The sequence below is a fragment of the Argonema antarcticum A004/B2 genome (genome assembly GCF_023333585.1).
Lineage (GTDB): Bacteria > Cyanobacteriota > Cyanobacteriia > Cyanobacteriales > Aerosakkonemataceae > Argonema > Argonema antarcticum.
In genome coordinates this window covers 31,977-57,170 of sequence record NZ_JAIQZN010000006.1, presented here as the reverse complement: position 1 = coordinate 57,170, position 25,194 = coordinate 31,977, and the positions used below count along the sequence as shown (strand labels likewise).

At 46.7% G+C, this 25,194-nt stretch carries 25 protein-coding genes; 7 read left to right on the top strand and 18 right to left on the bottom strand.

The window, feature by feature from the left end:
• Positions 1-121 precede the first annotated feature (121 nt).
• The 4 genes from LAY57_RS04060 (at position 122) to LAY57_RS04045 (ending at position 4,122) form a co-directional block, all read left to right on the top strand.
• Positions 122-1,105 (top strand): alpha-ketoacid dehydrogenase subunit beta, encoded by a 984-nt coding sequence (locus tag LAY57_RS04060; protein ID WP_249065021.1) that lies wholly within the window; start codon positions 122-124, stop codon positions 1,103-1,105.
• Positions 1,106-1,238: 133 nt separating this feature from the next.
• Positions 1,239-2,639: a protein translocase subunit SecD gene (secD, locus tag LAY57_RS04055; RefSeq protein ID WP_249065020.1), complete on the top strand. Its 1,401-nt coding sequence runs from the start codon at positions 1,239-1,241 to the stop codon at positions 2,637-2,639.
• Positions 2,636-3,622, top strand: coding sequence for a protein translocase subunit SecF (gene secF, locus LAY57_RS04050; protein WP_249065019.1), 987 nt, complete (start codon positions 2,636-2,638; stop codon positions 3,620-3,622). Before secD ends, secF begins: the two co-directional genes overlap by 4 nt.
• A 53-nt stretch (positions 3,623-3,675) precedes the next feature.
• On the top strand, positions 3,676-4,122 hold the full coding sequence (locus tag LAY57_RS04045; protein ID WP_249065018.1) for a hypothetical protein: 447 nt from the start codon (positions 3,676-3,678) through the stop codon (positions 4,120-4,122).
• Here LAY57_RS04045 and LAY57_RS04040 read toward each other — a convergent pair.
• From LAY57_RS04040 to LAY57_RS04030, 3 genes are read right to left on the bottom strand one after another with little or no spacing between them, the layout of a single operon-like run.
• On the bottom strand, positions 4,119-6,563 hold the full coding sequence (locus LAY57_RS04040) for a S8 family peptidase (RefSeq protein WP_249065017.1): 2,445 nt from the start codon (positions 6,561-6,563) through the stop codon (positions 4,119-4,121). The genes LAY57_RS04045 and LAY57_RS04040 overlap by 4 nt on opposite strands.
• A 45-nt stretch (positions 6,564-6,608) precedes the next feature.
• A complete protein-coding gene (locus tag LAY57_RS04035; RefSeq protein WP_249065016.1) occupies positions 6,609-8,021 on the bottom strand; it encodes a SagB family peptide dehydrogenase in 1,413 nt (470 codons plus the stop codon).
• A gap of 4 nt (positions 8,022-8,025) precedes the next feature.
• Complete coding sequence (locus LAY57_RS04030) at positions 8,026-10,308, bottom strand: TOMM precursor leader peptide-binding protein (protein ID WP_249065015.1); 2,283 nt, start codon at positions 10,306-10,308, stop codon at positions 8,026-8,028.
• Between the two features lie 54 nt (positions 10,309-10,362).
• On the opposite strand from LAY57_RS04030, the gene LAY57_RS04025 reads away from it, so the two are divergent.
• Complete coding sequence (locus tag LAY57_RS04025) at positions 10,363-11,190, top strand: transposase (protein ID WP_249065014.1); 828 nt, start codon at positions 10,363-10,365, stop codon at positions 11,188-11,190.
• 31 nt (positions 11,191-11,221) lie between these two features.
• Here LAY57_RS04025 and LAY57_RS04020 read toward each other — a convergent pair whose 3' ends face one another.
• The 4 genes from LAY57_RS04020 to LAY57_RS04005 all read right to left on the bottom strand — a co-directional run bounded on the left by LAY57_RS04020 (position 11,222) and on the right by LAY57_RS04005 (position 12,807).
• Complete coding sequence (locus tag LAY57_RS04020; protein ID WP_249065013.1) at positions 11,222-11,431, bottom strand: DUF5837 family cyanobactin class RiPP; 210 nt, start codon at positions 11,429-11,431, stop codon at positions 11,222-11,224.
• A gap of 313 nt (positions 11,432-11,744) precedes the next feature.
• Positions 11,745-11,954, bottom strand: a complete 210-nt coding sequence (locus LAY57_RS04015) for a type II toxin-antitoxin system HicB family antitoxin (RefSeq protein ID WP_338022349.1) — start codon at positions 11,952-11,954, stop codon at positions 11,745-11,747.
• Positions 11,951-12,172, bottom strand: coding sequence for a type II toxin-antitoxin system HicA family toxin (locus LAY57_RS04010; RefSeq protein WP_249065012.1), 222 nt, complete (start codon positions 12,170-12,172; stop codon positions 11,951-11,953). The genes LAY57_RS04015 and LAY57_RS04010 overlap by 4 nt, the downstream gene beginning before the upstream one ends.
• A 488-nt stretch (positions 12,173-12,660) precedes the next feature.
• Complete coding sequence (locus tag LAY57_RS04005) at positions 12,661-12,807, bottom strand: DUF5837 family cyanobactin class RiPP (protein ID WP_249065011.1); 147 nt, start codon at positions 12,805-12,807, stop codon at positions 12,661-12,663.
• A gap of 114 nt (positions 12,808-12,921) precedes the next feature.
• Here LAY57_RS04005 and LAY57_RS04000 point away from each other — a divergent pair, with 114 nt between their 5' ends.
• Positions 12,922-13,182: a hypothetical protein gene (locus tag LAY57_RS04000; protein WP_249065010.1), complete on the top strand. Its 261-nt coding sequence runs from the start codon at positions 12,922-12,924 to the stop codon at positions 13,180-13,182.
• Positions 13,183-13,247: 65 nt separating this feature from the next.
• On the opposite strand, the gene LAY57_RS03995 is transcribed toward LAY57_RS04000, so the two are convergent.
• The 8 genes from LAY57_RS03995 to LAY57_RS03960 form a co-directional block, all read right to left on the bottom strand.
• Entirely contained in the window at positions 13,248-13,454 is a 207-nt protein-coding gene (locus LAY57_RS03995; protein ID WP_249065009.1) for a DUF5837 family cyanobactin class RiPP, read from the bottom strand.
• Between the two features lie 137 nt (positions 13,455-13,591).
• Positions 13,592-14,014, bottom strand: coding sequence for an HNH endonuclease (locus tag LAY57_RS03990; protein WP_249065008.1), 423 nt, complete (start codon positions 14,012-14,014; stop codon positions 13,592-13,594).
• A 3-nt stretch (positions 14,015-14,017) separates the two neighbouring features.
• Positions 14,018-14,431 carry a hypothetical protein gene (locus tag LAY57_RS03985; protein ID WP_249065007.1) on the bottom strand — a complete coding sequence of 138 codons (414 nt, stop codon included), beginning with the start codon at positions 14,429-14,431 and terminating at the stop codon, positions 14,018-14,020.
• 141 nt (positions 14,432-14,572) lie between these two features.
• Positions 14,573-15,529, bottom strand: coding sequence for a DUF4351 domain-containing protein (locus LAY57_RS03980; protein ID WP_249065006.1), 957 nt, complete (start codon positions 15,527-15,529; stop codon positions 14,573-14,575).
• 428 nt (positions 15,530-15,957) lie between these two features.
• Positions 15,958-17,607: a LamG-like jellyroll fold domain-containing protein gene (locus LAY57_RS03975; protein WP_249065005.1), complete on the bottom strand. Its 1,650-nt coding sequence runs from the start codon at positions 17,605-17,607 to the stop codon at positions 15,958-15,960.
• A gap of 52 nt (positions 17,608-17,659) precedes the next feature.
• The gene (locus LAY57_RS03970; protein ID WP_249065004.1) at positions 17,660-17,893 is read right to left on the bottom strand and encodes a cyanobactin biosynthesis system PatB/AcyB/McaB family protein; all 234 of its coding nucleotides are present in this window, start codon (positions 17,891-17,893) and stop codon (positions 17,660-17,662) included.
• Positions 17,894-18,394: 501 nt separating this feature from the next.
• On the bottom strand, positions 18,395-18,553 hold the full coding sequence (locus LAY57_RS03965; protein ID WP_249065003.1) for a DUF5837 family cyanobactin class RiPP: 159 nt from the start codon (positions 18,551-18,553) through the stop codon (positions 18,395-18,397).
• A gap of 111 nt (positions 18,554-18,664) precedes the next feature.
• Entirely contained in the window at positions 18,665-20,716 is a 2,052-nt protein-coding gene (locus LAY57_RS03960; protein ID WP_249065002.1) for a S8 family peptidase, read from the bottom strand.
• 485 nt (positions 20,717-21,201) lie between these two features.
• Here LAY57_RS03960 and LAY57_RS03955 point away from each other — a divergent pair, with 485 nt between their 5' ends.
• A complete protein-coding gene (locus LAY57_RS03955; RefSeq protein ID WP_249065001.1) occupies positions 21,202-21,774 on the top strand; it encodes a class I SAM-dependent methyltransferase in 573 nt (190 codons plus the stop codon).
• Here LAY57_RS03955 and LAY57_RS03950 read toward each other — a convergent pair.
• From LAY57_RS03950 to LAY57_RS03940, 3 genes are read right to left on the bottom strand one after another with little or no spacing between them, the layout of a single operon-like run.
• Complete coding sequence (locus LAY57_RS03950; RefSeq protein WP_249065000.1) at positions 21,762-22,568, bottom strand: Nif3-like dinuclear metal center hexameric protein; 807 nt, start codon at positions 22,566-22,568, stop codon at positions 21,762-21,764. The two genes, LAY57_RS03955 and LAY57_RS03950, sit on opposite strands and share 13 nt — an antisense overlap.
• On the bottom strand, positions 22,565-23,113 hold the full coding sequence (locus LAY57_RS03945; protein ID WP_249064999.1) for a type IV pilin-like G/H family protein: 549 nt from the start codon (positions 23,111-23,113) through the stop codon (positions 22,565-22,567). The genes LAY57_RS03950 and LAY57_RS03945 overlap by 4 nt, the downstream gene beginning before the upstream one ends.
• 47 nt (positions 23,114-23,160) lie before the next feature.
• Complete coding sequence (locus LAY57_RS03940) at positions 23,161-25,092, bottom strand: PAS domain-containing sensor histidine kinase (RefSeq protein ID WP_249064998.1); 1,932 nt, start codon at positions 25,090-25,092, stop codon at positions 23,161-23,163.
• Positions 25,093-25,194: the final 102 nt, after the last annotated feature.

Here is a 25,194-nt window from a genome sequence, read left to right as displayed (position 1 = left end):
GTAAAAAGTCTTGTGGGATAGGCATCTTGCCTGTCTCGAAACGGAATAGTGTTCGGAATGGCACAATTTCCAGCCCCAAAAAGGTAATATGAGGGTTTGACAAACTCCTAATCAGCGACCGATGGCAGAAACATTATTTTTCAACGCACTGCGGGAAGCCATTGATGAAGAAATGGCACGCGACGAGTCCGTATTTGTCCTTGGTGAAGACGTAGGTCACTATGGCGGTTCCTACAAAGTGACCAAAGACTTGTGCAAAAAATATGGAGATTTGCGCGTACTTGACACGCCGATCGCAGAAAATAGCTTTACCGGCATGGCAGTAGGAGCCGCAATGACGGGATTGCGGCCTATCATCGAAGGGATGAACATGGGCTTTTTGCTGCTCGCGTTCAACCAAATCTCCAACAACGCCGGGATGCTGCGCTATACTTCCGGCGGTAACTTCAAAATTCCGATGGTGATTAGAGGCCCCGGCGGCGTCGGCAGACAGCTGGGTGCAGAACACTCCCAGCGACTGGAAGCTTACTTCCAAGCAGTTCCAGGTCTGAAAATTGTCGCTTGTTCCACACCGTACAATGCCAAAGGACTGCTCAAATCTGCCATCCGCGACGATAACCCAGTTTTATTCTTTGAGCACGTCTTGCTCTATAACTTAAAAGAAAACTTGCCAGAGAAAGAATATCTGCTACCGCTGGATAAAGCAGAAGTGGTGCGCCAAGGTAAAGATGTGACAATCTTGACTTATTCGCGGATGCGCCATCACGTCATGCAGGCAGTTAAGGGATTGGAAAAACAAGGTTTCGATCCAGAAGCGATCGACCTGATTTCCCTCAAACCCTTAGACTTCGATACGATCGGTGCTTCCATTCGGAAAACCCACCGGGTGATAATTGTGGAAGAGTGTATGAAAACTGGCGGGATTGGAGCGGAATTAGTTGCTTCGATTAACGATCGCCTGTTTGACGAACTCGATGCACCCGTACTGCGCCTATCTTCCCAGGATATCCCCACGCCTTACAACGGTAAACTGGAAAGCTTGACGATCGTGCAACCGGAGCAAATCGTGGAAGCCGTGCAAAAGATGGTTGCCCTACGGGTGTAGCTCTATCTGATAAACCCGCTCAAAAAGGATTATCATAGCATTTGTCACAAATAAAGGCCAAAAGAAAGAAATTAATTTTTCCTCTTTTGACTTTTGAATGAGTGCCTTTTGCCTTTTTACGGCGGGTTGCAGTATGCAAAAACAGCGTTCCTTATTGGCTTTGATCTTAGTCCTGGTAATTGCTGCCATCACAGTAATTGCTTTGGTGCCAATCCGGTTGGGATTGGATCTCCAAGGTGGGGCACAACTGACGATTCAGGTGAAACCGTCAGCGGAAGTCAAGGTAATTACCCCTGAAGTTTTGGAAGCGGTTAGGAGAGTAATCGATAATCGCATTAACGGTCTGGGAGTTTCCGAATCTTTGGTGCAAACTGTGGGGCAGGATCAGATCGTGGTGCAGTTACCGGGGGTGAGTGACCCGGAACAGGCGGAAAGAGTGCTGGGTGGAACAGCTCAGCTGGATTTTCGCGAACAAAAGCCCGGTACGGAAGCGCAGCTGTTTGCCGAACAACAGGTAAGACGGCAATTGTTGGCCGATCGGGATAAGTTTAAAAAAGCTGGGGATAAAGCTGCCCTCGAACAAGTTCAGGCGAAAATAAACCGCAGCAACGAAGCGATCCAAGGTTTGTACCAACGCACAAACCCCCCACTGACAGGCAAAAACCTCAAAGATGCCTTCGCTACGACCGATCAAGGTGGCAATAATTGGGCAGTAGCGCTGCGCTTTGATGGTGTAGGGGGCGAGATGTTCGCGAATCTGACTAAAAACATTGCCGGTACTGGACGCACCCTGGGCATTTTTCTAGATAACGAACCGATCAGCGCTGCTACCGTTGATGTTCAGTATGCTCAAACTGGTATCTCGGGCGGAAGTGCTGAGATTAGCGGTAACTTTACGGTACAAGAAGCGCAGGACTTGGGGATTCAGCTCAAAGGTGGGGCCCTGCCTGTTCCAGTGGAAATAGTAGAAAACCGCACGGTGGGTGCCACTTTGGGGCGAGACAGCATCCAACGCAGTATCTACGCAGGTGCGGGTGGTTTGACTTTCGTCTTAATATTTATGGTGGTTTACTATCGACTACCCGGTTTAATTGCAGATGTGGCTTTGATCATTTACAGCTTGCTGACGCTAGCCTGCTTCGTTTTGCTCAACGTTACTTTGACGCTGCCTGGAATTGCGGGTTTTATCCTCAGTATCGGCATGGCGGTTGATGCCAATGTGCTGATTTTTGAGCGGACGCGGGAAGAATTGCGTGCGGGTAAGAGTTTATATCGTTCAGTTGAGTCGGGATTTTACCGCGCTTTTTCGAGTATTTTGGATAGTAACGTGACGACGTGGATTGCTTGTGCAGCTTTGTTTTGGTTGGGTACTGGTTTGGTAAAGGGGTTTGCTTTGACGCTGGCACTCGGTGTGGCGGTGAGTATGTTTACGGCGATTACTTGTAGCCGGACGCTGTTGATGGTTGCGATCGCTATTCCCGAACTACGCAAACCGGAGTTATTTGCCCCCAAAAAAGTTGAGGTAAAGTCATGAAATTACAAGTAAACAAGCAGCGATCGCTTTGGTGGATGAGTTCTGCCGCTATCCTGATCGGCGGTCTCGTTGCGATGCTGATTTCTTGGTCGCAAATTGGCGTCCCCCTGCGTCCCGGTCTGGATTTTGTCGGTGGCACGCGGCTGCAATTTGAATTGGATTGTACAGTACCCAATAATTGCGATCGACCGATCGACCTTACCGCAGTCAGCGAAGTCATAGACGCTCAAGGTTTAGCTAATACCAGTGTCCAATTAGTCGGTAAGCAAGGTCTTTCTATTCGTACAAAAGACCTCAAACCGCAGGAACGCACTCAGTTGCAAACTGCCATCAGTCAAAAAATCGGCACTTTCGATCCCAAGAAGATTCAAATTGATACGGTTGGCCCTACGATCGGGAAGCAACTGCTCAATTCTGGCTTATTGGCTTTGCTGATTTCCTTTGCCGGTATTGTGGTCTACCTCAGTTTTAGGTTTCAGTTAGACTACGCCGTTTTTGCGATCGTGGCTTTGTTCCACGATATTTGGCTTACCATTGGTATTTTCGCTATCTTGGGCTTGGTGATGGGACTGGAAGTCGATAGCTTGTTCATTGTTGCCCTTCTGACGATTATCGGCTTCTCGGTTAACGATACTGTGGTGATCTACGATCGCATTCGGGAAATTATCAGTAAAGATGGCAATCGTTTAATCGCCGATATTGTTGATGATGCGGTCAATCAAACTTTAACGCGATCGATCAACACCACATTCACTGTATTGCTGACATTGCTTTCTATCTTCGTATTTGGCGGAGAAACCCTGAAATACTTTGCCCTAGCCCTAATTATTGGCTTTACCACAGGTGCTTATTCCAGTATTTTCATCGCTAGTACTTTGTTAGCTTGGTGGAGGGAACGCACAGGTCGCGCTATTCCCGTTCCCGCACAAGGCCCACAGGAGATTGATGACTCTGGTAGTCCTGACGATATTAGAAGCGTTTGAATGTTAGAAAGATAGAAGGTTTCAACTGCCAATTCTTTGCGAATACAGTCCTTATGGATAAACTGGAAGAAAATTCCGACCAACCTACTGAAATAGCAGCTAGCCAACTTGACCCAAAGTTCCAACAGGAAGTACAAAAATTATACAATCTCACAGTCTGGGGTAGGTGGTTGTTTGTTGTACTGCTTTGGCTGATTGTTGGTTCCTTAAGTCTGTGGGGATTGCGTTCGGAAATTTCTTTATTGCAGCAAAATTTTACTTGGGTAGCTGTTAAGTACGGTCTTGTTTATAATCGGCTACCAGCACTGGGACTCGCTTTATGTATCGGTATGACTGCTTCTGTTCTGGTCTGGCAAAGTCGTAATATTTTAATAGGAATGCCACAAGAAGAACAGAGCCGTCTGGAAAAACAAGTAAACCGAATTCGCCAACAGGGTGCGAGTCATCCTCTGTGGAAATGGATTTGTCAGCCACAATTAAAAAATAATTCCACTCACTAACGTGGGACAGACCACGATCGCACTGTGCCTAATGTAACTGGCATAATGTTGGCAACATCGATCGTGAATCGATACACCTTTTTGGATCGTTTGCTATCTTCCGAATCGAAAAACTTCAGCTTTATATCCCAGCAGTTGCTATTTAGGCGACAGAAGGGACTTTTCTCAACTTCAATGCTATCTAGTCCCATTCCACTCGCCAGCGCTTCAGAGAAAGTAGTAGCAGCTTGAAAGGCGTTAGTGGCGGCGAAGTTAAGAGCGCGATCGCGATCCAATTGTCCCAAGTTTTTCAAGTCATAATAAATACGATGCAGAAAACTCTTGAGAGAACGTCGCATACTCACAATATCCGGTTCGGTAGCTTCGGGACTGATGGTGTTCACTACTGCATCGACGAGGGCGTTGACTTGCCAACCATACATTCCTCGTATATTTGGTAGGGCGAGGACAGGGACAATTTGACCAGAAAAGAGTTCGACTGTGCGATCGGTCAGAGTACCGGGAATGCTGACTCGCTCAATGCGATCGTCGCTAGATGCAGACTGAATTTGTCCAGCCAGCAGCATTTGAAAGACAGCATAGATTTCGTTAGCAAATGCCTTTTGCGGTTCTAGCGCGTAAATGGGGGTGAGTTCCTGATTCAACGTCCAGATTAGAGATTTACCCTCCGCAGGGTTTAACTCCAGATGATTAACCATCTGACTAGCATCGTAGGGATTGGCGGGAACTAATACGCCATTAACGTTAATCGCAGGCATCAATTGTTTAAAGGTGTCGCGGCGGGCTTCAGAGCCGAAATCGTAGCCAATGGTACCGAGGGCGTAAACTTTTTTGGAGACAGCGCTAGGGGTTATGTTAGAGGGGTTTGTTCTTCCATCAGAGGAGGCGATCGCAGATGGGCTGGCCCCCGTGCCTGCCCCTGAATCAGAGGCAATCTCTACAAATGTTGTTGAAGCCGTGACAAGTTCAGTAGCAGGAAAACTCTGAACCTCACTAATAGGCTGATAAACTGTTATTACCGCAGGTTCAGAACTCTCTAGTACAGAATTGCTATTAGTTGGAACTATGGATTGTAGACTTACTTCACTATTCCCTATTCCTTCAGCAGCAGATGGTTGAATGCTGGATAAAGTCTTCCCAGTCAACAATTGATAAGCACCAGGAATATTCAATTTACCAACTAAACAGCGTTCCGGTTCTGTAACTTCTTGAGGATCGCAGGGAATCGCACTATTAAGAAAAGCCATCCGCACAGCTTCGGCATTTGGTTGTTCCCCCCGTTGCAATTGTAGACTCATCATCAAAGCAGAAAGACCAGTCATCAGTGGAGCCGACAAACTGGTGCCTTCTTGCCGAGTAGGTTCATCGGTGCCCGGTAGTGCCGCTGGGATGTTTTCGCCCGGTGCCAAAATGCCCTGTTGCTGATATTGTCCACCCCAGTTACTATAGTTGGCAGGTTGTCCATCGTCTTTCATCATTCCCACTGCCAAAACATTCGGCAAAATCGCTGGAGCGCAAAACCATTCGCCTTTGTTGTTGCCACTGGGAGCCACAATTAGAATGTTATTGTCCTGACATTGCTTCACTGCTTTCTGAATCATTTCGTGAGCAAAACCACTTTGATTAGGATGACAGGCAGCACAATGAATAATATTTACTCCCAATTTCAATGCCAGGTTAAAGGCATGAGCCATATTCAGGGGAGATAGTGATTCATCGCTACTTGCGGTTTCAAATAGGGGAATATTAATGGCGGTGCAGTAGGGGGCCACGCCTTCAACGGGAGAACCGGGTTGCCCAAACATTGTGCCAAAAATACCAGTCGCATGAAAGATACCTCCTAGACGTTCTTTCACTGGTTTAGGAATGGTGTCTTCTAAGGCTTGAATCTCTGCCTCTAATGCTTCAATTGCGGAGTCATAGTCAATATTTGAGGGTATTTCTAGTTTCAGTGGTTTTTGCTGCGGTTCGGATTCTCTTACCAATAACTTCGAGTTACTTAACTGGCGATATTGCGATCGCGATGGTGCATCTGTATATTCCAGCGAGGCATTAAAAATGGTTGTCGTGACACCCAGTAATTTTCCTGAATCTGATGGTGTAATCTGAGCAACTGATGCCGCGATTAACTCACTATTATCATTGGATAGTGATGGCTTTGGTGTCTCTGCTTTGCTGTTTTCCTGGGCTTTCTTAGCTTTCTTGAGAGCTTTCTTTTTATCGCCTAATGATCTAATTTTGACTTCCTGTTGGATATAAAAAGGATCGATTGGCTCTAAATCTTGCTGCCAAAAAGGTTTAACTCTACTTAATTTTGCACCGCGAAAGCAAGCGCGATCGAAATCGGCAGGGCCGTCCAAAACGGCAATTTTAATGCGGGAGTCGCCGAGTGTAAGAGCTTGGAGTTCAGCAAAGCCAGGAATGGTAATTAAGTCAGGCATAGAAGTTTAGAGATTTAATAAATTATTGAAGATGAACAAGACTTTTTATTGTTTCAGAGAACCTAACATAAATTCTCCAACTGACGACTCTTCATGTTCGTTAAGGTTGGCAGCTTTGCCGAACAGTTCGGAGTTACCGCCGCCGATCGCAGTGGGGGCTAATTTCATGGCAGTTGCAACGAGATAAAATGTTTGATACAAAACACCAATATGTTTCAAAATTAAACCGTAACCGATGCCATGATATTTCCAAAATAGCCGCCCAAATCTGGCAGTCACAATTAAAAGAACTTGGGGGATATCCTGTTGTCCAGTTGATTTCCAGGCATCATAGAGTAAAGCTTCCACATCGGGATTTTGTTCGGTAAGCTGGTGTAATCTGTGGGCGAGGGGTTGATAGTGGTATAATCCTGCATCCAATCCCTGACAGCGATTAATTACTGCATAAATTTCCAGTTCATATAATGCACCGCCGCAGGGATAAGGACGTTTTGTGCATTCTCCAATGTTCATCAGATCATCTTCAGGGGTGTAAACCTCTTTGACTCGCGCACAGCGATACAGAAATTCTCCTAACTGAGATAATGTAATGGGTTGGTCGCCGTATTCCCGAATTGATTGTCTGGATTCGATCGCCTGGGTGAGTGAAATATCGGTTTTGGCTAAGGCTTCTAGGTTAGGTTTGTCTAAGGAAATTACCTGCTGGCTCATGGGCGGTTTCAAAACTGCCGATCGCTCGCTATCCTCAAATTGAGGAATTTCCGTTTTAGGTGGCTCGTCTAATCGCTGTAAACGAGTTTGGCGGTGAAACAGCAGGTTATGAAATTGCCATTCGGCTAAGGCTTTACTTTCGGGTTCTAGCTGGATCATTTTGGTTGCTATGAGCAACTGTATAAACGCTCTTGCTATCTCTACATCAATCAGCCCATCGGCTAAAGTTTCTAATGTGAATGAGGCATCAACTTGAGCCAGTTTGCCAATTAAGGCTGTCGCCCGCCAATCTAGCAGAATAATTTTGGCTTTGGATAAGGGAGATTCTAAAACAAACTGTTGTTTTTCTTGTCGCAGAAAGGCAAACCGAGACAGCATCAACGGTTCGGCTTCGCTCACCAACCAAGGCTGTTGCCAACCAAAAACAGGAACAACAAATTGATAATTTTCTGCGATCGCGATCGCAGTTGCCAACGGTAAAACAGAATGACAAATCCAGCCAAGGCTAATTAGCTTTTGTAATTCAGACTCAAATTCTAAGCCATCTTCAACTCCATCGATTTCCACTACTAACGTTGTAAGTTGTGCAAGCGTGTAAGCTGAATGCTTCAGGTGTTCTAATGCTGATCGCAATCCCGGTTTAGGGTGTAACGTCAGGCGATGTTGAGCCGATTGCAGTATCAGTCGCTCGCCTTCAACAGTGAGGGCGATATCGGGGCGGAAAGAAAGGGTGAATAAATCGGACATTTTATTAAAATACCATTGGCATCGGGTTCATTTGGTCTTCAGTCAAGGGCATAGGAAGCCATCCTAGTTTTATAGGCACATCATACAGCCGTCCCGCCCCAAATCTTGACCAGAAGTGGCGCAAACCAGGTACGATCGCTTTGACCACTGGTAAACCAATATCGGGGCGGGTTTGGTTCAGCACCAGCATTTCTAGTCCTGCACTTCTGGCGACTTCCACGCAGGTTAAGACATCTTGCTCGATATCATCACTCCACTGCTGCGGGTAATCTGCGTACAGTTTCGCTGGTTGCTGAGTGCTAGGTGCGAGATAAGGCTGATTGGCTAAGGTTGCCTGGGTAAACCAATAATACAAGGCGGAGTCTGAAGCTTTTGAATAATCCTGTTGGTCTACAGCAAATCCAATTTGATTAACTTCGGTGACAGCTCGCAAAATCGCAATTTTCGGGTCGAAATGCGCTCCGTATCCGGTGATGATGCGTTCATCACCGCCGCCAATATAGCGAGAAACGGCGGCAAAAGCGGGAATATTCAGGTCTGTGGTTAAATCGAGTACCCACAGTTCGCGTTGCTGGCTGCGATACCAATTCTGCAAATCTAATAAGTAAGGTTCGTTGAAACTGGCGAAGTCTACACTGGGACGAGAGAGGCGGTTGTACCACCAGATGGCGACGCTATCCCGCTCTACCAGTTCCAAAAATCCCTGTAAAATGGCATCTTCTAGGGTTCCTCCGGCAGCGTTACCGTTGGAATCAGCAGAACAGAAGCGATGCTCTTTGGGGAGTTTGTAATCGTAGTAACAAAAGGCGGTGGGGAGGTATTTGTGCCGTTGCTCAGTTAATGACCATACGGGTGTCCAATCAATAGCCTGCTGTGCGTCAAAGGGTTTGGGAATCCAATCGTGATCGACGATCGCCTTTTTATTCAATTCCTCCCGGTTTTGATATTGAGTCTCACTAAATAGCAAACACTCTTGCGGATGAATGGCTGAATTGTCCAAATCGGCAATCTTAGCATTGATTTTCGGTTCATCGCCTTGATAGATGCCAGAATAGCGTTCGACCGCTTCACAAAATCCGCTGGCTTGAGATTGGCGATCGCTTTTCCCTTTACCGCCGCTTTTATGTCCTAATGATTTTCGCAGCTTACTGAGGCTGGTAGAAGTACCGAAAGCATGGGTGGCGCTGTAGGTATGCACGAAGGGATTGTTGGGGTCAGAAACCCGTACTAGGGCGCTGACGACTCCGGTAATCGGGCTAATCAAATGCTCGTAGCGTTGCAGAATTTGCTCTGGTGTAAAAGCGCGATGTCCGCCATCTTGAGTAAATAGCTTTTTGCGACTGGTGAGGGCGATCGCTTGATTAACTTGTTGACTAATTAAATCGGGATTGCCACAAGCGGGACATTGGGGACGTTGAGAAACTGTGTGGGTTTTTAGGGTGAAATTCGTCTGATCGAGAGTGATGATTTTTCCGGCTAATGTCTGAATTTTTGATTCGGGAATTATCTGTTTCACCAACCATTTAGCAATTTCGGTGGTGGTTAATGCGATCGCAGTTTGCACTGTCGAAGGTAATCCCGCAAAAGCTGTGGGTAAACATCCTTTTTCCTGTGCTTTCTTCTGCCGCAAAACGGATGTTTCTACTTCTCGATTGCCGTTAAGCCGCTGGGCGAGACATTGCCAGCAACCCGTTTCTCCGGGATGAAAAATGGAACCAAACCAGAGCATACCGCCCATCGGTTTAATTAATAGCCAAGGTTGCTGATTTTGTAGTGCAGTTTGATTAATTTGACTCAATTCTGGCTGGAGATAGTCATCTGTTAGCACTACCAGTAGGGAAGTTCCGTCTGGTTTGGGCGCGTCTTTTTGCCACTCTTTTACTGCTAACCCGATCGCCTCTAAAGATTCAACTAAAGGTTGTGGATCGATACCTCCGATCGCAGTCACGAACACTTTAGTATCTGATAGGCGATCGCTCACTGCTTGCGGGTCTACACCAAGCAGGCTCCAAAATGCGGCAGCTTCGCGGGTGAGACTGTGGGCGGCATCAGTGAGGTAGCCTTTTTCGTAGAGGCGATCGAGGACATAATCTAGGTGTTCGGGGAGAACTTGCCCATCAAGTTTTTGGATAATTTCTTCTCGCGTATGCTCACCATTGAGCAGAGGAAGAATTTGGCAATAGAGGCCACCCGTCAGCGCGTAGGTGGCATATTCGCTGAGTAAATAGACATTTTTTGGTTCGACGATTTCGACGCGAAAATGAGGTTTGATTTGGGGAATTTTCATCGCTTGATTTTTGATGTTTAACTCTGTTGAAAACCTAGATTATATTGAAGACTTATGCCCAGAAAAAAGCGCGATTTTCAGGCTGGATATAGTTACCATATCACAACTCGATGTAACAACCGAGAATTTAAACTGCAACGGTGGGAATGCCGAGAAGTGTTTCTCTATGCCATCAAGCAGGCTCTTGACAAATACAAGTTTAAGCTATATGGGCTTTGCATTATGTCAAACCACATTCATTATTTGATTGAACCAACTCAAACCGATGATTTGCCCAAAATCATGCACTTTCTCAACTGGTATACCGCAATGTGCTTTAACCGGATGCTGAATCGCACGGGACACTTTTGGGAGAGGCGATATTTTTGTGATGGCTTTCCGGCTGGGGATCGAGAGCGGGCGCTCAATACCTTACGCTACATTCACGGGAACCCCAAAGCTGCGAAAATTCGTTCGGGCTTCTTCTATGAGTTCAGCAACTATGGCAGCTATGACCAGCTAACAAATGATGGCTTAACCCAGTGGCATCCAGCATTCTTAACCCTTGGCAACAACTTGGAGGACTGCGCCCGGAAATACCGAGGATTTTGCAAGCGGTACAACCCGAAAAGTAAGCCAGCTAGAAAATGTAATTGGGGAAATAAACTCCTAGCTGGCTTAGACCTCAAGAGAACCACAAGAAGCGGGAAAGATGGAAAGACTGAAAAGAATCGAACCAACAAGTCAGTCAATTCAAGCCCACCTTCATCTCCACCCGCTCCCTCATCTCCTCCGACTGGCAGGGGCAGGTGCCAGGTATCCCAAACCCCCGATGTGACGGCAATTGCGACTCAATTCATCCGGGCGAATCAGGCTCCTAGACGGGAAGAAAGGCAGCTTTAAGGGGAAATTGATTCCGGGGTAGCCCAGGAACTTACTCCGCGTCGTCTCCGTCATAAGAACACATCCCACACCCACACATCCCACTCCCCAAGGACGCTAGTACAGATGCACTATTAGAGGCATCCTCACCCAGTTGGGACAGTGCTTCTTCCGACAGTTCAGCCAGTTCGCTTGGCAGTTGTCCAGTGGTAATGCGGTTGACGGGTTGTGCCGCTATTGGCATCAAGTTTTGGTGATCCATGAGAGTTTTTCTCCATTTTTGAGTTGGTGTGTTTGTCCCGTTATCGAGCCATTGCTCAGTCGGTGGGTCTAACCGATGTTTCAATTATTTTATATCATCCCTACTCTTTCAAATCAAGCGGTAAATTCAATCTTAACAATTCAATCAATTAAATCGACATATATGGAAGTTGGAAGAAGTGCGATCTGTGTATTGAGAAGTGCGATTATTTAAAAGAGCGATCTGTTTAGTGGGAAGAGCGATCTGTGTAATGAGAAGTGCGATCGCTTATTTGTGTAGTCAGAGGTGCGATCGCTTTGTGCGAGAAAATAGACTAGGCTACTTGAAGAGTTTGTGGATCTGGTAGCGATTTTCCTGTCTGCTCGTAGCCATAAACCAAATCTTCTAGAACTTCTCTGGCATTCTCTAAGGCTGATTCATAGGTTTCACCGTGAGTACGAGCGTATTGACCCCACTCCGGCAAACTGGCAATATATGCTTGGTCAACTTCAGACCACTGAATCAAAATGCTATATTTCATCATTCTTCTCCTTGCTGTAATTGCTCCAGTTCTGCTAGTGCTTCCATAACATCTTTTTCTTGATACAGTTTAGCATCTTTACCATCTTTGCCAGAGATTACGATAGGTTTTGACAGGAGGGGATGAACCCAGTAAGAATGACTGCCCTTTCCACGTTTAGGCAGAAGTACAAATCCTGCTTTCTGCAACGTTTGTTTCAATTCTCTGACTTTTTTGGGCATCTGCTCTTTCCATGACCAGCTAACAAATGATGGTTTAACTCAATGGCATCCGGCTTTTTTGCAATTGGGCAACAGCTTGGAAGAATGCGCCCGGAAATACCGAGGATTCTGCCAGCGATACAACCCGAAAAGTAAGCCAGCCAGAAAATCTCATTGGGGAAATAAATTCCTAGCTGGCTTAGACCTCAAGAGAACCACAAGAAGCAGGGACGAGCGAAGGAGTGAAAAGAATCGAACCAACAAGTCAGTCAACTCAACTCAACCTTCATCTTCCCCTGCTTCCTCCTCTTGCTTCCTCCTCTGGGGCTGCCGCCAGGTGCCAGGTATCCGAAAGCCAGATGGTATCGGCAATTGCGACTCAATTCATCCGGGCGAACCAGGCTCCTGGAAGGGAGTCAAGGCAGATTTGAGAGGAAATTGATTCCGGGGTAGTGCAGGAACTTACTCCGCGTCGTCTCCGTCATAAGAACAAAAAATCTACGCCAAATTCAAGCGGACACAGCAGCAGAGTTAGCAGAGTCGCCATCCAGTTGCAAGGCTTCCTCAGTCAGTTCAGCCAGTTCAGCAGGCAATTGTCCGGTTGTGATGCGGTTGACGGGTTGTGCCACTTGGGGCATCAAGTTTTTGTGATCCATGAGAGTTTTTCTCCGTTTTTGTCTTTTGTGTGTTTGTCCCGTTGTCGAGCCATTGCTCAGTCGGTGGGTCTGACCGATGTTTCAATTAGATTATTTAAAAGAGCGATCTGTTTAGTGGGAAGAGCGATCTGTGTATTAAGAAGTGCGATCGCTTATTTGTGTAATGAGAAGTGCGATCGCTTTATCCTATCCCAGGAAAACCTCAAAGGAGGTAGGAGAGAAGATGGAAGGAGGGAACGGCATCGAACCAACAAAGTTGAAGTCAGTCCACCCAATCCCACCCCACCTTCATCTCCCTCTTCCTCTTCTCCTCCCCGGTGCCAGGTAGGAAAGCCAGATGGTATCAGCCGTTGCGACTCAATTCATCCGAGCTAACCAGGCTCCTAGACAGGAAGAAAGGCAGTTTTGAGAGGAAATTGATTCCGGGGGAAAGCAGGAACTTACTCCGCGTCGTCTCCGTCATAAGAACAAAACGCCGGGCCCAGCCAAGCGGCGGAACTGGCCGCTATAGAGGCACTACTTGAGGCATCCTCACCCAGTTGGGACAGGGCTTCTTCCGACAGTTCCGCCAACTCAGCAGGCAATTGTCCAGTGGTGATCCGGTTGACGGGTTGTGCCGCTATTGGCATCAAGTTTTGTTTATCCATGAGAGTTTTTGTCCTTTTGTAATTTGTGTTTGTCCCGTTGTCGAGGTTTGCTCAGTCGGTGGGTCTGACCGCTTCTGTATGAAAGAAGACTGTATTTAGGCGATCGCCTTTATGATACATTTAGGGCGATCGCTTCATCAAAAACTGGGAGGATGCCAATTTTCAGCAACCCAAATTCTGCGAGATTCCACAACATACTCGTTATTAAGTTTGAGAGCATCAACCGAAGCCCTCCCTGTTGCGGTTAAGCCAGCAATAAGTGTTCCTTCTTGTGCCCAAGCAAAGTGTTCAGCCCAATGGTTTTGACGGGGATTAAATAGAGAAACTCGCTCTCCAGTCAGGGGATCAACTGCATCCGTTTTGGCACTCTTAAACTCATTGCAGCGATAGCAAGAAGCGGCTAAGTTAGCGCGATCGCTGCTCCCACCCATTGAACGCGGAATAATATGGTCAATCACAAGCGGCATTCCGATTAAACGTTGTTGAGTTTGACAATATTCGCAACATTGGTTTGCCTCTGAAATCACTTGCTGACGAATTGACTGAGGAACTGAAGCCATGTCTTAATCGGCAGATAGCTGGTTCAAATCACGGATCGGCTGCCCTCGCCAGCGCAAAATGGCACAGGCATGAGCTTTCTTGAGCATCAATTGATCTGCTGCCAATGAAAGTTCCCGCAATTCTCGCTGTTGTTCTTCCGTCAGCAATCCTTCCTGATTACCTTCTAGAAGTGTGACATGAAGTTTTTGCTGGATAGACGGGATCTGACCTTGGGCAATTTGCCGTAAAGCTTCAATACTCAGCGTTTGCAGGGTCAATAATTCAGCCTGACTTTCAATAGGGGCGGTTTCGATCGCAGGTGGCAAGTTTCCAGCAATACTCTGAACCACCAACTCTGACAGGGGTTGGTTCGTCAACTCCGCAAGGCGAGACAAACGTTTAAAAGCAGGTTCCGGCAGGTTAATGGTCAGTTGCATAGCAATCGAGCCTGGATAACTGAATCGATCTTATCAAGAGTGGCTGGAGAAGGCTAGGGTGAAAGGCGATCGCTTGCCTGTGTATTGAGAGGTGCGATCGCTTTGGGTCGGAAAGTAGACTAGGCTACTTGAAGAGTTTGTTTAATTAGCATTCTCAATCCAGTTTGTTAAATCTGCTGCGTTCTGGAAATCAAGCAGCGCTTCTCCCAAATCTTCAATGCGATCAACGGGTAAACCGCGGACTCGTTCCTCAACATCGGGAGCGATCGACCCAAATCGACGATTCAGCAATCGCATAATGAAGGAAACAGCTTCTCGCTCAATTCCTCGCTCAATTCCTCGCTCAATTCCTCGCTCAATTCCTCGCTCAATTCCTTGCTCAATTCCTTGCTTGGTCGCATCTTGAATTCGTTCTAGGTATAATGGTGATAGTTCCATAATTAACTCCCGGTCTTCTGAATCTAAGTCTTGACGAGCATCTAAAATAGCGAACAAACTCGACAAAAGTTCGAGAATGCTATCTTTAAATAGCATTGTGTCTGGTAGGGATTTGAGTTCTGCGATCGCGCTTTTTTGAACGCTTCCTTTTCCCAACAGTCGCAGCCAGAGAGTTTCAGGGGTTCGACGAAGTTGATGGATGACAACGATTGCGGTTCGGAAGGCTGGCGGTAGACAATAAACCCCCTCCCCAAAGCTTTCCAGTTCTAAGTTAGCACCAAAACTGTCCAAAATGGGTTTAGAAAGAGTTGGCGATAAAATCCAAAGCCGAGTCCGATCGGCTGGGAGAAGTGGTTTTTCTTCTCGGTTAGCGAGTCGGTTGCACTCAGCATGAAAATCGAAAAGTTTGCCGATGCAACTGCAAATATCATCCGTATTAACAGGATTCCTAAACGGTTCAATTATAGCAGAATTTGCTGCTATTTTTCCCAAAAGTCCTAATGTTTTAATTGCGTTCTCGTTGTGATTTTGAGGCACAAATAAGACATCAATTTCTCGGACTTCAGCAGTAATATCCCGACTCGTTTTTACAAGCCCTAAAGGTGAGAGAAGTTCTTGCAAGTATTGTTTAGCAAATTGATCGTAGACGAATCGGGTCATGGCCAACATATATAGCTAGTGCCGAAGAGCGGAAGTCAAAAGTCAAAAGTCAAAAGTCAAAAATCCTTTGAGCGTAAGTCATTTAACTACTTCTGAACTGGTGGATTATTTCTGCCGCGCTGCGCTAGGGACTAGGAGCTTTCTTGCTAGGGACTAGGGGAAGAAGGATTTAGAATCCGCCAACGCTTCAGGAATTCAGAATGTCCTAACTGCCAAGAAGGTTGCTATAAGCTAACACGCATCTAATTCGGATATTTCTAATCCGGCAATCAAACCTTCAATTCCTCTCCCACTCCCCCACTCCCCCACTCTCCCACTCCCGCTAAACATACAAATTAAATGCGTAGCAGCTTAACTCCAGTCCTAAGCCCCATCCCAAGAGTGGGTGGGGTTGTTGACGATTCTTCTCCCCCTACTTTCCCAAAGCCTTACACCCAAATTCGACCGCGACGAAATGGGGGCTCTGCCTCTGTTTTTTGTTGTTTCGCCATCTCCCTAAACCAGTAGCCGTAATCTTCCAATCCAGTCGATCGCACTAGCACTTCCTGTGGGTCTAGCTTCAGCTTCAGCGGGATTTCCACTTCCTCCCAAACAGCATCACCGCTGAATGTTCCCACTGCCCGATTGCTTGTCTTATCGTTAAGGGTTGTCCCCAATTTCTCATCAAGAGACCAGCAGCGCATTAAACCGAGTTCCCGACCTGTGAGGGGATACAGCCAATTTGCCTCAATTTCTGAAAGCGATCGCGCGTATCGCCACACCCTCACTTCCAGCAGCTTGCCCTGAAAGCAGGATTCTGGCACGTCGGGATGTCCGCCCAGATAGGTATTGCCAGAGGACACAACTGCCTTAATTGCAATTTGATTGTCGTTGTGTACGCCGTTAATATAGAGCTTGGTAGCACCAGGACGACTTCCCGCCCTGACGACGGCAAGGTGATACCAGCTTTGTGGCTGGATTGCGTTGCCGGATGCGATCGCCTCTTTAGCCAGTGGTGTCTGAAACTTGAGTTTGCCGCCTTCCAAATAAAACAGCGTTTCGGCTTCAGCAAAAATCACTTGCTTGCCAGCCGCAGTAGCCGGATACACCCAGGCTTCAATTGTGAACCGCCCTTGGAGGTTTAGCGCCCCTCTACCCGCAGAAATACCCTGGTGTTTTTCATCCAGCACCAACACCATCTGCCGACCCTGCAAGGCAACAGGAGGGATAGGTTGAGCGCTCTCAGGGCTTGATGTAGGGGGAGTGCTAGATGCTACAGAGGTTTCTGGTGGGCTGGGTGCGACATTTGGCGGGGCGGTTGCCGGTTCGCTCAGTCCTAGAGATTCTTCGACTGGTATAAACTGTTTATCCGATACTGGCGAAGGGCTAGGTGCGACATTTGGTGAGGCGGTTGCAGGTTGGCTCAGTTCTCCAGATTCTTCTGCCGCGATCGGCAGGTCTGATTGCACCCAAGTCGCACCGCCAGTAATTGTACCGTGATTGGCAAAACTGGTTTTGTCATGGGCGATCGTACCCGAACCCTCATTCAACAACCAGTAACCTACCAAACCTGGTTCAGTACCTTCCAAACGGCGCAAGCGATTTGCCTGGATCTGTTCCTGTCGCGCCACATTCCAGATTCGCACATCAGCTATTTGACCTGCAAAATACTCGCCTTTGCCAATTCCCTGGTTGCCTATCATACAGGAGGCGCTACTTTTGTTCGCGGGCTGAGTTCCAGGCACCGCTTGCACCATCACCCCATTCACATAAAAATATGCTTGATTATCGGTATCAACCACGACCGCTAAATGAACCCAAGTATCGACAGACAGAGGAGCTTGAGTCATGTCGTAATCTTGCTTACCGTAAATGGTGAAACGAATTTGGTCACCATTTAAGCCAAACCCATAGGCGGAGGGTTTGGAGACAATTCGTTGTACCCCACTCAACCGCTTCGGTTTCACCCAAGCTTCGAGCGTAAAATTATTCAGCACGTCCAGGCTGCTACGATCGGAAATTTTTATACAAGTTGTGCTGCCATCAAACTCCAACAAGTATTCAGGCGTAGCTTCTTGACGTTTTTTTGATTTAGCCATAGCTGCTATACATCTCCCTCATCTGGTGAACATGAAAATTCAGGGAACTGAACTAGAAAAACGCAGAACCAGCGAAACCGCGAAAGCAACCGCAGCCCCCAGAAGTTTTGAGTTGATTGTAGCTGCGGTACTCAAAGGCTGCTGGATCGTTGAAGTTCGCCCCATGCAGTAATTTCATCCGAATATTAACCAATTGTTCTACAGTGCCGTGAACCACATCGACGGCTTCATGGGGTTGGATTAAATCGGGACGTTTGACCGGAGGAGATTGTTTGGGAAGTTTCATGGTTTGGTTCCTTTAAGTGAATTGGGGTGTGTTATGGCTGGGACGATCCAAAACGTCTCGTGAATATTCTTAATCTTATGCCGAGAAAACGTCGTCACTTTCAGGCTGGGTATGCTTACCACATCACAACTCGATGTAACAACCGAGAATTTAAGCTGCAACGGTGGGAATGCCGGGAGGTGTTTCTCTATTGCCTAAAACAAGGCTTAGACTTCAAGGGAAATACAAGAAGCGGGAAAGATGGAAGGAGTGAAAAGAATCGAACCAACAAGTCAGTGAATTCAAGCCCACCTTCATCTCTCCCTGCTCCCTCATCTCCTCCTCCTGCCAGGTGCCAGGTATCCCAAACCCCCGATGTGAGGGCAATTGCGACTCAATTCATCCGGGCTAACCAGGCTCCTAGACAGGAAAGGAGGCAGATTTGAGGGGAAAAGAAGTCTGGGGTAGCCCAGGAACTTACTCCGCGTCGTCTCCGTCATAAGAACATCCCCAATCCCCACTCTATCGTTCTGAGGCTAGTACTGATGAACTACTGGAGGCATCTTCACCCAGTTGGGACAGGGCTTCTTCCGACAGTTCAGCGAGTTCGGCAGGCAATTGTCCACTGCTGATGCGGTTGACGGGTTGTGCCACTTGGGGCATCAAGTTTTTGTGATCCATGAGAGTTTTTCTCCATTTTTGTAGTTTGTGTTTGATCCCGTTGTCGAGGCATAGCTCAGTCGGTGGGTCTGACCGCTTCTATTGGAAAGAAGACTGTTCGCGCAGCACTACCTAATACGGCGTAGACCAAGTTCTCACATCGCCCAGCGTCACCGGAATCAAGTCGCTGACATCAATCGTGAACCGGAACACCTTCTTGGCACGGCGGCTGTTTTCTGGGTCAAAGAACTTGAGCTTCACATCCCAACAATCGCTATCCAACCGACAGAAGGGGCTTTTCTCCACCGTGATGCTGTCCAGTTCCATCCCCGTTGCTACCGCTTCAGCAAACGTAGAAGCCGCCTGGAACGCATTCGTCGCCGCAAAGTTGAGCGCCCGATCTTGAGACGTAGTGCCGAGATTTCGTAAATCGTAGTAAATCCGGTTGAGGAAACTGCCCAACGTCCGCCGAATTGCGTCTTCTTGGGCATCTCCGACAGTGGTTTGCACCGTTTCAATCGCAGCAGCTACCAGTGTATTAATCTTCCAGCCATACATTCCGCGTGGGTTTTGCGGTGCCAGCAACGGCACTACTTGCCCAGAGAATAGCTTCACAGTACGCCCGGTCAATAGTCCCGGAATACTTACCCGCTCGACAAATTCTTCGCTGCTTTCTGCCTGAATTTGCCCCGCCAGCAGCTCTTGCAAAACTGCGTAGGTCTCTCGTGCAAAAGCCCCCTGTGGCTCGATCGCATAAATTGGAGTTAATTCAATGTTCAATGTCCAAATTAGCGATCGCGATTCCGAAGGAGCAGCCGCCAGGTAATCTACCATCTGCCGAGCATCATAAGGGTTTGCTGGCACGGTCACCCCACCAATACTATAAGCAGGCATCAGTTGTTTGAAGGTATCTCGCCTTGCCTCCGTCCCAAAATCGTAGCCTAATGTGCCCAAAGCATAGACAAGCTGACTGTCAGCGAGTTCGCTGGGAGCTTGACTGGCGGTGACAAAGTTTGATGCAGATTGAGTCATAGCGGGTATTTGAGAAGTTATAGAGTGAGTGGATGGCGTAGCTATCGAAGAGGCGGGAGTTGAGGGAGCAACTGAACTTGTAACCACCTGAGATTGATTAATAGGTGCAGTGGCAACAACTTCAGCAGGTTGCACAGATGCAACACTTGGGATTAGGGGTTGAGCATTCATGAAATCCTCCGCCTCACCAAGAGAGCGATGATCGGATGATTTCACCTCGCTTTGTTCTGTCCCACCGCAGCCGCAACCAGAAGCCGCAACCGTTTCCGAAGAGTCTGACACAGTTCCTCCAAATAAGTATTCAATAGCACCAGGAATATTGAGCTTGCCAGCTAAACACTGTTGTTGAGCAGAGCCATCAGCAGTTGTACAGGGCAACGCACTTTTTAAGATTGCCTCCTTCACTTTTTGGGGATCGGGCGTTTCTCCCCGCTGAATCTGCAAACTTAATAAGAGTGCTGCCACTCCCGTGATGACAGGCGCAGCAAAACTGGTACCGCTTAACCGGGTTGTTCCGCCTCCTGGCTGTGCGCCTAAAATGTCTTTACCAGGTGCGAGTATACCTTGCTGCTGGTAAGTTTCGCCCCAGTTGCTAAAAGCGAGTGGCTGACCTTTGTCGTCCATCGCCCCAACCGCTAACACAGTGGGTAAAGCTGCTGGAACGTGTAAACAAGCACAGCCATCATTGCCTGCTGCCGCCACAATTAGCACATTATTGTCCTGACAAAGCTGAACCGAGCGTTTGAGCCACCCTTCTGCTTCGCCTTCATCGGTGAGTTGCCCACCGCTAATATTGATGATGTGCGCTCCTGCATTCACCGCTTGCTCGATCGCACGAGCTAAATCGAGTTGGGATAGGTTTAGGCGATCGTCGTGAAACACAGGAACGAGCAGCCCTTTGCATTGAGGAGCAATCCCCATAACTGGGCTACCCGGTTGCCCAAAGATGACGCTAGTAACATGAGTGCCGTGAAGAGACATCCCACCATCCGGTTTCACTGTTCCAGTCACCAGCGTCGGTAGTTGAGTCAGGTCAGCGTCTTGGAAACATGGATGTTTTAAATCAACCAACCCATCAAGTACGGCAATACAAACTTGGGAATTACCGAGGGTTTGAGATGTAATAAAGGAGACTTTCGCAGTTTGCTCCAACTTCGATCGCCACTAGGTTCAGTGGGCTAGATATTACAGACTCAATTTTCTCTAATTTTTATCCAAAATAATATAAACTTTATATAAAATTTTATATATAGCAACCGCCAAGGCGCTTAAGGCATTCTGAATTCCTGAAACCCTTGATTATAAACACTTCTTTCCCTAGTCCCTAGCAAGAAAGCCCCTAGTCCCTAGCTATAGCAAGTCTAAATCATCTGTACAAGTGGTTCTTTCGGTTCAAATATGCTGTAGTAGTAGCACAGCATCATCAATAGATCTCTCCAAAAAAGAATGTAGAGACGTTTCATGAAACGTCTCTACAAGGGTTTCAGCTAACGCACCTTGAATTTTTGGAGATGTCTAATATGTGGCTCGTACCAAGATTTTAATGATGCTGTGCTACTACAAGATGTTGATCGTGAACATTAGCATAATAATTCCGAAAGACTCTTCTATTTTCTCTTGTAACATTGATTTAAACTATGGGCAAGCAAAGTTTAGGTGAAGCAAATTATCAACCTGATAGCAAATCGATCAGAAAGGGTTACGAACGATACAGTGTCGAAGGTTTTTATAATAAATTTGGCAATGAGTATAAAAATCCTCACGAGTTAATAATCCAGCAAATTATTGAAGTGGTTGTTAAAAAATGGCAGCTAGATTTGCACAAGGTGTTAGACTTGGCTTGCGGTAGTGGCGAAGTTACTTTAACACTGAAAAAGTTGGGCGCTACCGATATTGATGGTATCGATCCATATACATACAATGCTTATTTAAAACGCACTGGTCAATTAGCGGAAAGATATACATTTGAAGAGATTGCATCGGGAATTATTGGCAATAGGTATTATAGTTTAATAGTTTGCAGCTTTGCTTTGCATTTGGTGGAAGAGTCGCGGCTACCTTTTTTGGTTTATCAATTGAGTTTGATTGCCAATACAATGGTAATTATTACACCTCACAAGCGTCCTCAGCTAAAGCCAGAATGGGGATGGATTTGCGTGGACGAGATTGTAATCGATCGCGTGCGAACATGGCTGTTTTATACACCGTAAAATCGTCGGAAATCTTCATCTTTGTCGCTTAATTTCACCCATTCTACGCCTAAATTTTTGAACTTTTCCACGAGCCGATCGCACGCCGGTCTTTCTGTGGCATAATGTCCAGCATCGATCAGAATAAGATTGCGATCGCGTGCTTCTTGAAATTGGTGAAACTTACAATCAGAAGTTAGATAAGCTTGCGCCCCCGTCTTCACGACAGCCGAAATAAAACTAGCTCCCGAACCGCCCAAAACCGCTACTTTGTCAATAGTTTTTTCTAAATCTTCTGTCGGGGAAAAAATCAAATCGGGAGGAGACAACTGAGTTTGTATTTTAGTTAGTAACTCCTGCAAAGTAAGAGATGGTTCCAAATATCCAACCCGCCCATATCCCAATCCATCTTGCGTTGGCGTTAGCGGCGTAACTTGCTTTAATTGCAACAGTTGAGCTAACACATCAGCCGTACCATCATTAACCTGGTCAAAATTAGTATGGGCAGTGTAGACACCGATTTTGTGGGTATAGGCGAGTTTAACCATTTCGGCAATAGGATTCCCAGTGCGTAGCGATTTCAGCGGACTAAAAATTAGCGGATGATGGGCAAAAATCAAATTAACTGCAATACCATTATCCCGCAGTAAAATGGCTTCCTGCATCACCGCCAAAGTCGGCGTCAAACAAATTAACACCCGCGCTGGTTCATCCAACACACCGGGCTCAATTTGCCAGCCACAATTATCCCAGTTTTCTTGCCAAGCTGGAGGAGCCCAATTTTCAAACCAAGTAATTATCTCGGTAATTTTCATAATTTTTGGGAACCTGAAGGACATTGAACTAAACTTTTTTCGTCCTTGGGCGGTGCTGGCATTGCCGGGGGTCTACTGGTGGAGAGATTGCTTTCACAAATAGCTGTAACAGTAGTAACATCTGCACCCTTTTTAATAGCAAACACGGCACCAGTATAACTCTTCAAACCAGTGATTTTCGATTGAGCCGTTACCATTACGCTCTTACTCTTATCCGGCTGAGGTACAATCTTGTATATATAATTCATTGTTTCTGGTTGGATTCCCAAATCTAATTCCGGCAATGAATTAGTGAAAGTAGGTTTTTCGATTCTGTAAGCTTGCTGGGCTTTGAGCATAGAACTGACATATTGTTTGGCTTCCGCTTGCCGACCTTTATTGGCTTGGTTGAGGAAAGTCGGCAAGGCAATGGCAGCAATAATCGTTAAAACAAATAGACCCAAACAGCCGCAACCTGTACCAGCCGCAATCCAAATCCAAACGTTTGATGAACGATTAGGTTGCGGGGTTTGTGAGAAATCGTTATCATTTGACGATCGTGTCATGAAAGCATCCTCAAAAACCAATATTATAGTATCTTGTGCGATCCTATTTAACTTAGCGCTAATTTTTGCTGAGTAGATGGTTCTGGCTTCGACTGCAACTTGGCTGGCTGGCGATCGCACTGATAAATCGGAATTTCGATCGAGAACTCCGCCCCCTTACCGGGTTCGGATATACAAGTCAATTTACCACCGTGCTTTTCAACCACAATTTGGTAGGAAATCGACAAGCCAAGGCCCATCCCCCGACCAACCGATTTCGTGGTAAAAAATGGGTCAAATAGCTTACTGCGGACTTCTTCGGTCATGCCGGGGCCATTGTCAGCAATACGGATGACAACAAATTGGTTCATTGGCGATCGTTCACTGTTAATTGTTGATTGGGAAGCTCGATCCCCCATGCCCGTCCCATGCCTAACTTCGGTGCTGATAGCGATCGCACGAGCATCTTGATGGGTTTCCAAAACATCAATTGCATTAGTCAGCAGATTCATAAATACTTGATTAAGCAGTCCGGGATAGCATTCAACCAGCGGCAGATCCCCATAAGCTTGAATCACCTGAATTCCCGGATACCCATTTGTTGTCTTCAAGCGGTTTTGCAGCAAACTCACGGTACTATCGATACCTTCGTGAATATTGACAAACTTCATCTCGGATTCATCGTGACGCGCAAAATTCCGCAAAGATAAAACAATCTGCTCAATGCGCTTAGCTCCCAGCTTCATCGAAGACAGCAGTTTGGCAATATCTCCTATGAGAAAATCCAAGTCTATAGCCTCAACTGCTTCCTCAATTTCTGGCGTACTTTGCGGATAGTTTTGCTGGTAAAGCCGTAACAAGTGCAGCAAGTCTTGCACATAGCGACTCGCATGATCGAGATTGCAGTAAATGAAACTGACAGGATTGTTAATTTCGTGGGCAATACCGGCTACCAATTGCCCCAAGCTAGACATTTTTTCACGTTGAATTAATTGAGCTTGGGTGCTATGAAGTTCGTGCAAAGCCTCCTCTAGCTGCTTTGTTTGGTCTTTCAATCGCGACTTTGATTGTCGCAATGCCATCTCGGTACGGTTGCGAACGCCGATTTCCTCTATCAGAAGGGCATTAGACTCAGTTAGCTCAGCGGTTCGTTCTTGCACCCGTTTTTCTAACTCGTCATGCGCCTTTTGCAATGCTTCTTGTGCCAGCTTGCGATCGGTGATGTCTCGCGTCACCTTCGTGAAACCGCGTAGCTGTCCGTTTTTGTCTCGCAAAGCTGTGACGATCGCATTAACCCAAAATCTCGACCCGTCCTTACGCAGGCGTAAACCCTCATCTTCAAATCTACCTTCAGTTGCCGCCACTCTTAGTTCTTCTTCTGGCTTACCCCGTTGTACTTCTTCGCTGGGGTAAAAGCAAGAGAAATGCTTCCCGATAATTTCGTCTGCCCGATACTGTTTCAGCCGTTGGGCTCCTGGATTCCAGCTGATTACGTGCCCGTCGGGGTCTAGCATATAAATGGCATAATCCTTTACACTTTCAACTAACAAGCGGTAGCGCTCTTCGCTTTCTTGCAAAGCTTCCTTTTCCTGTTTGCTTGCCGTGATGTCGCGAGCAACAACATAAATTAATTGCTCCTCCTGGGATAGAGTGGCGTTCCACAATAGCCATTTGTAGGCACCGTTTTTGCAGAGAAAGCGATTATCAAAAGAAATAGGATTTCCTATATTGCCAAGTTTCTCTAATTGTGCAAAAGTGAATTCGCGGTCTTGGGGATGAACAAATTCGAGTAAAGGTCGGGAAATAAATTCTTGCGTTGTGAAAGAAAGAGTTTTTTCGCACATTGGGTTTAGTTGCTTAATATAGCCGTCCAAACCCAAAATAAACAACATATCCACCGAGAGATTGAAAAAAATTTCAATCCCACTGTAAGGTGAGCTTTGCTCTATTTTTTCGGCGGGGGTTTCGATAATGAGAGTTCCTTTAGCTTCCTGGGCCATTTTTTACCTACCTGGTTTGCTTGAATCCACTTTTTCAGGTTTTTCTAGAATCCGAGAAAAACCGAAAGAGTGTTTTAACAGGATTTACGTATTTCAATGGTG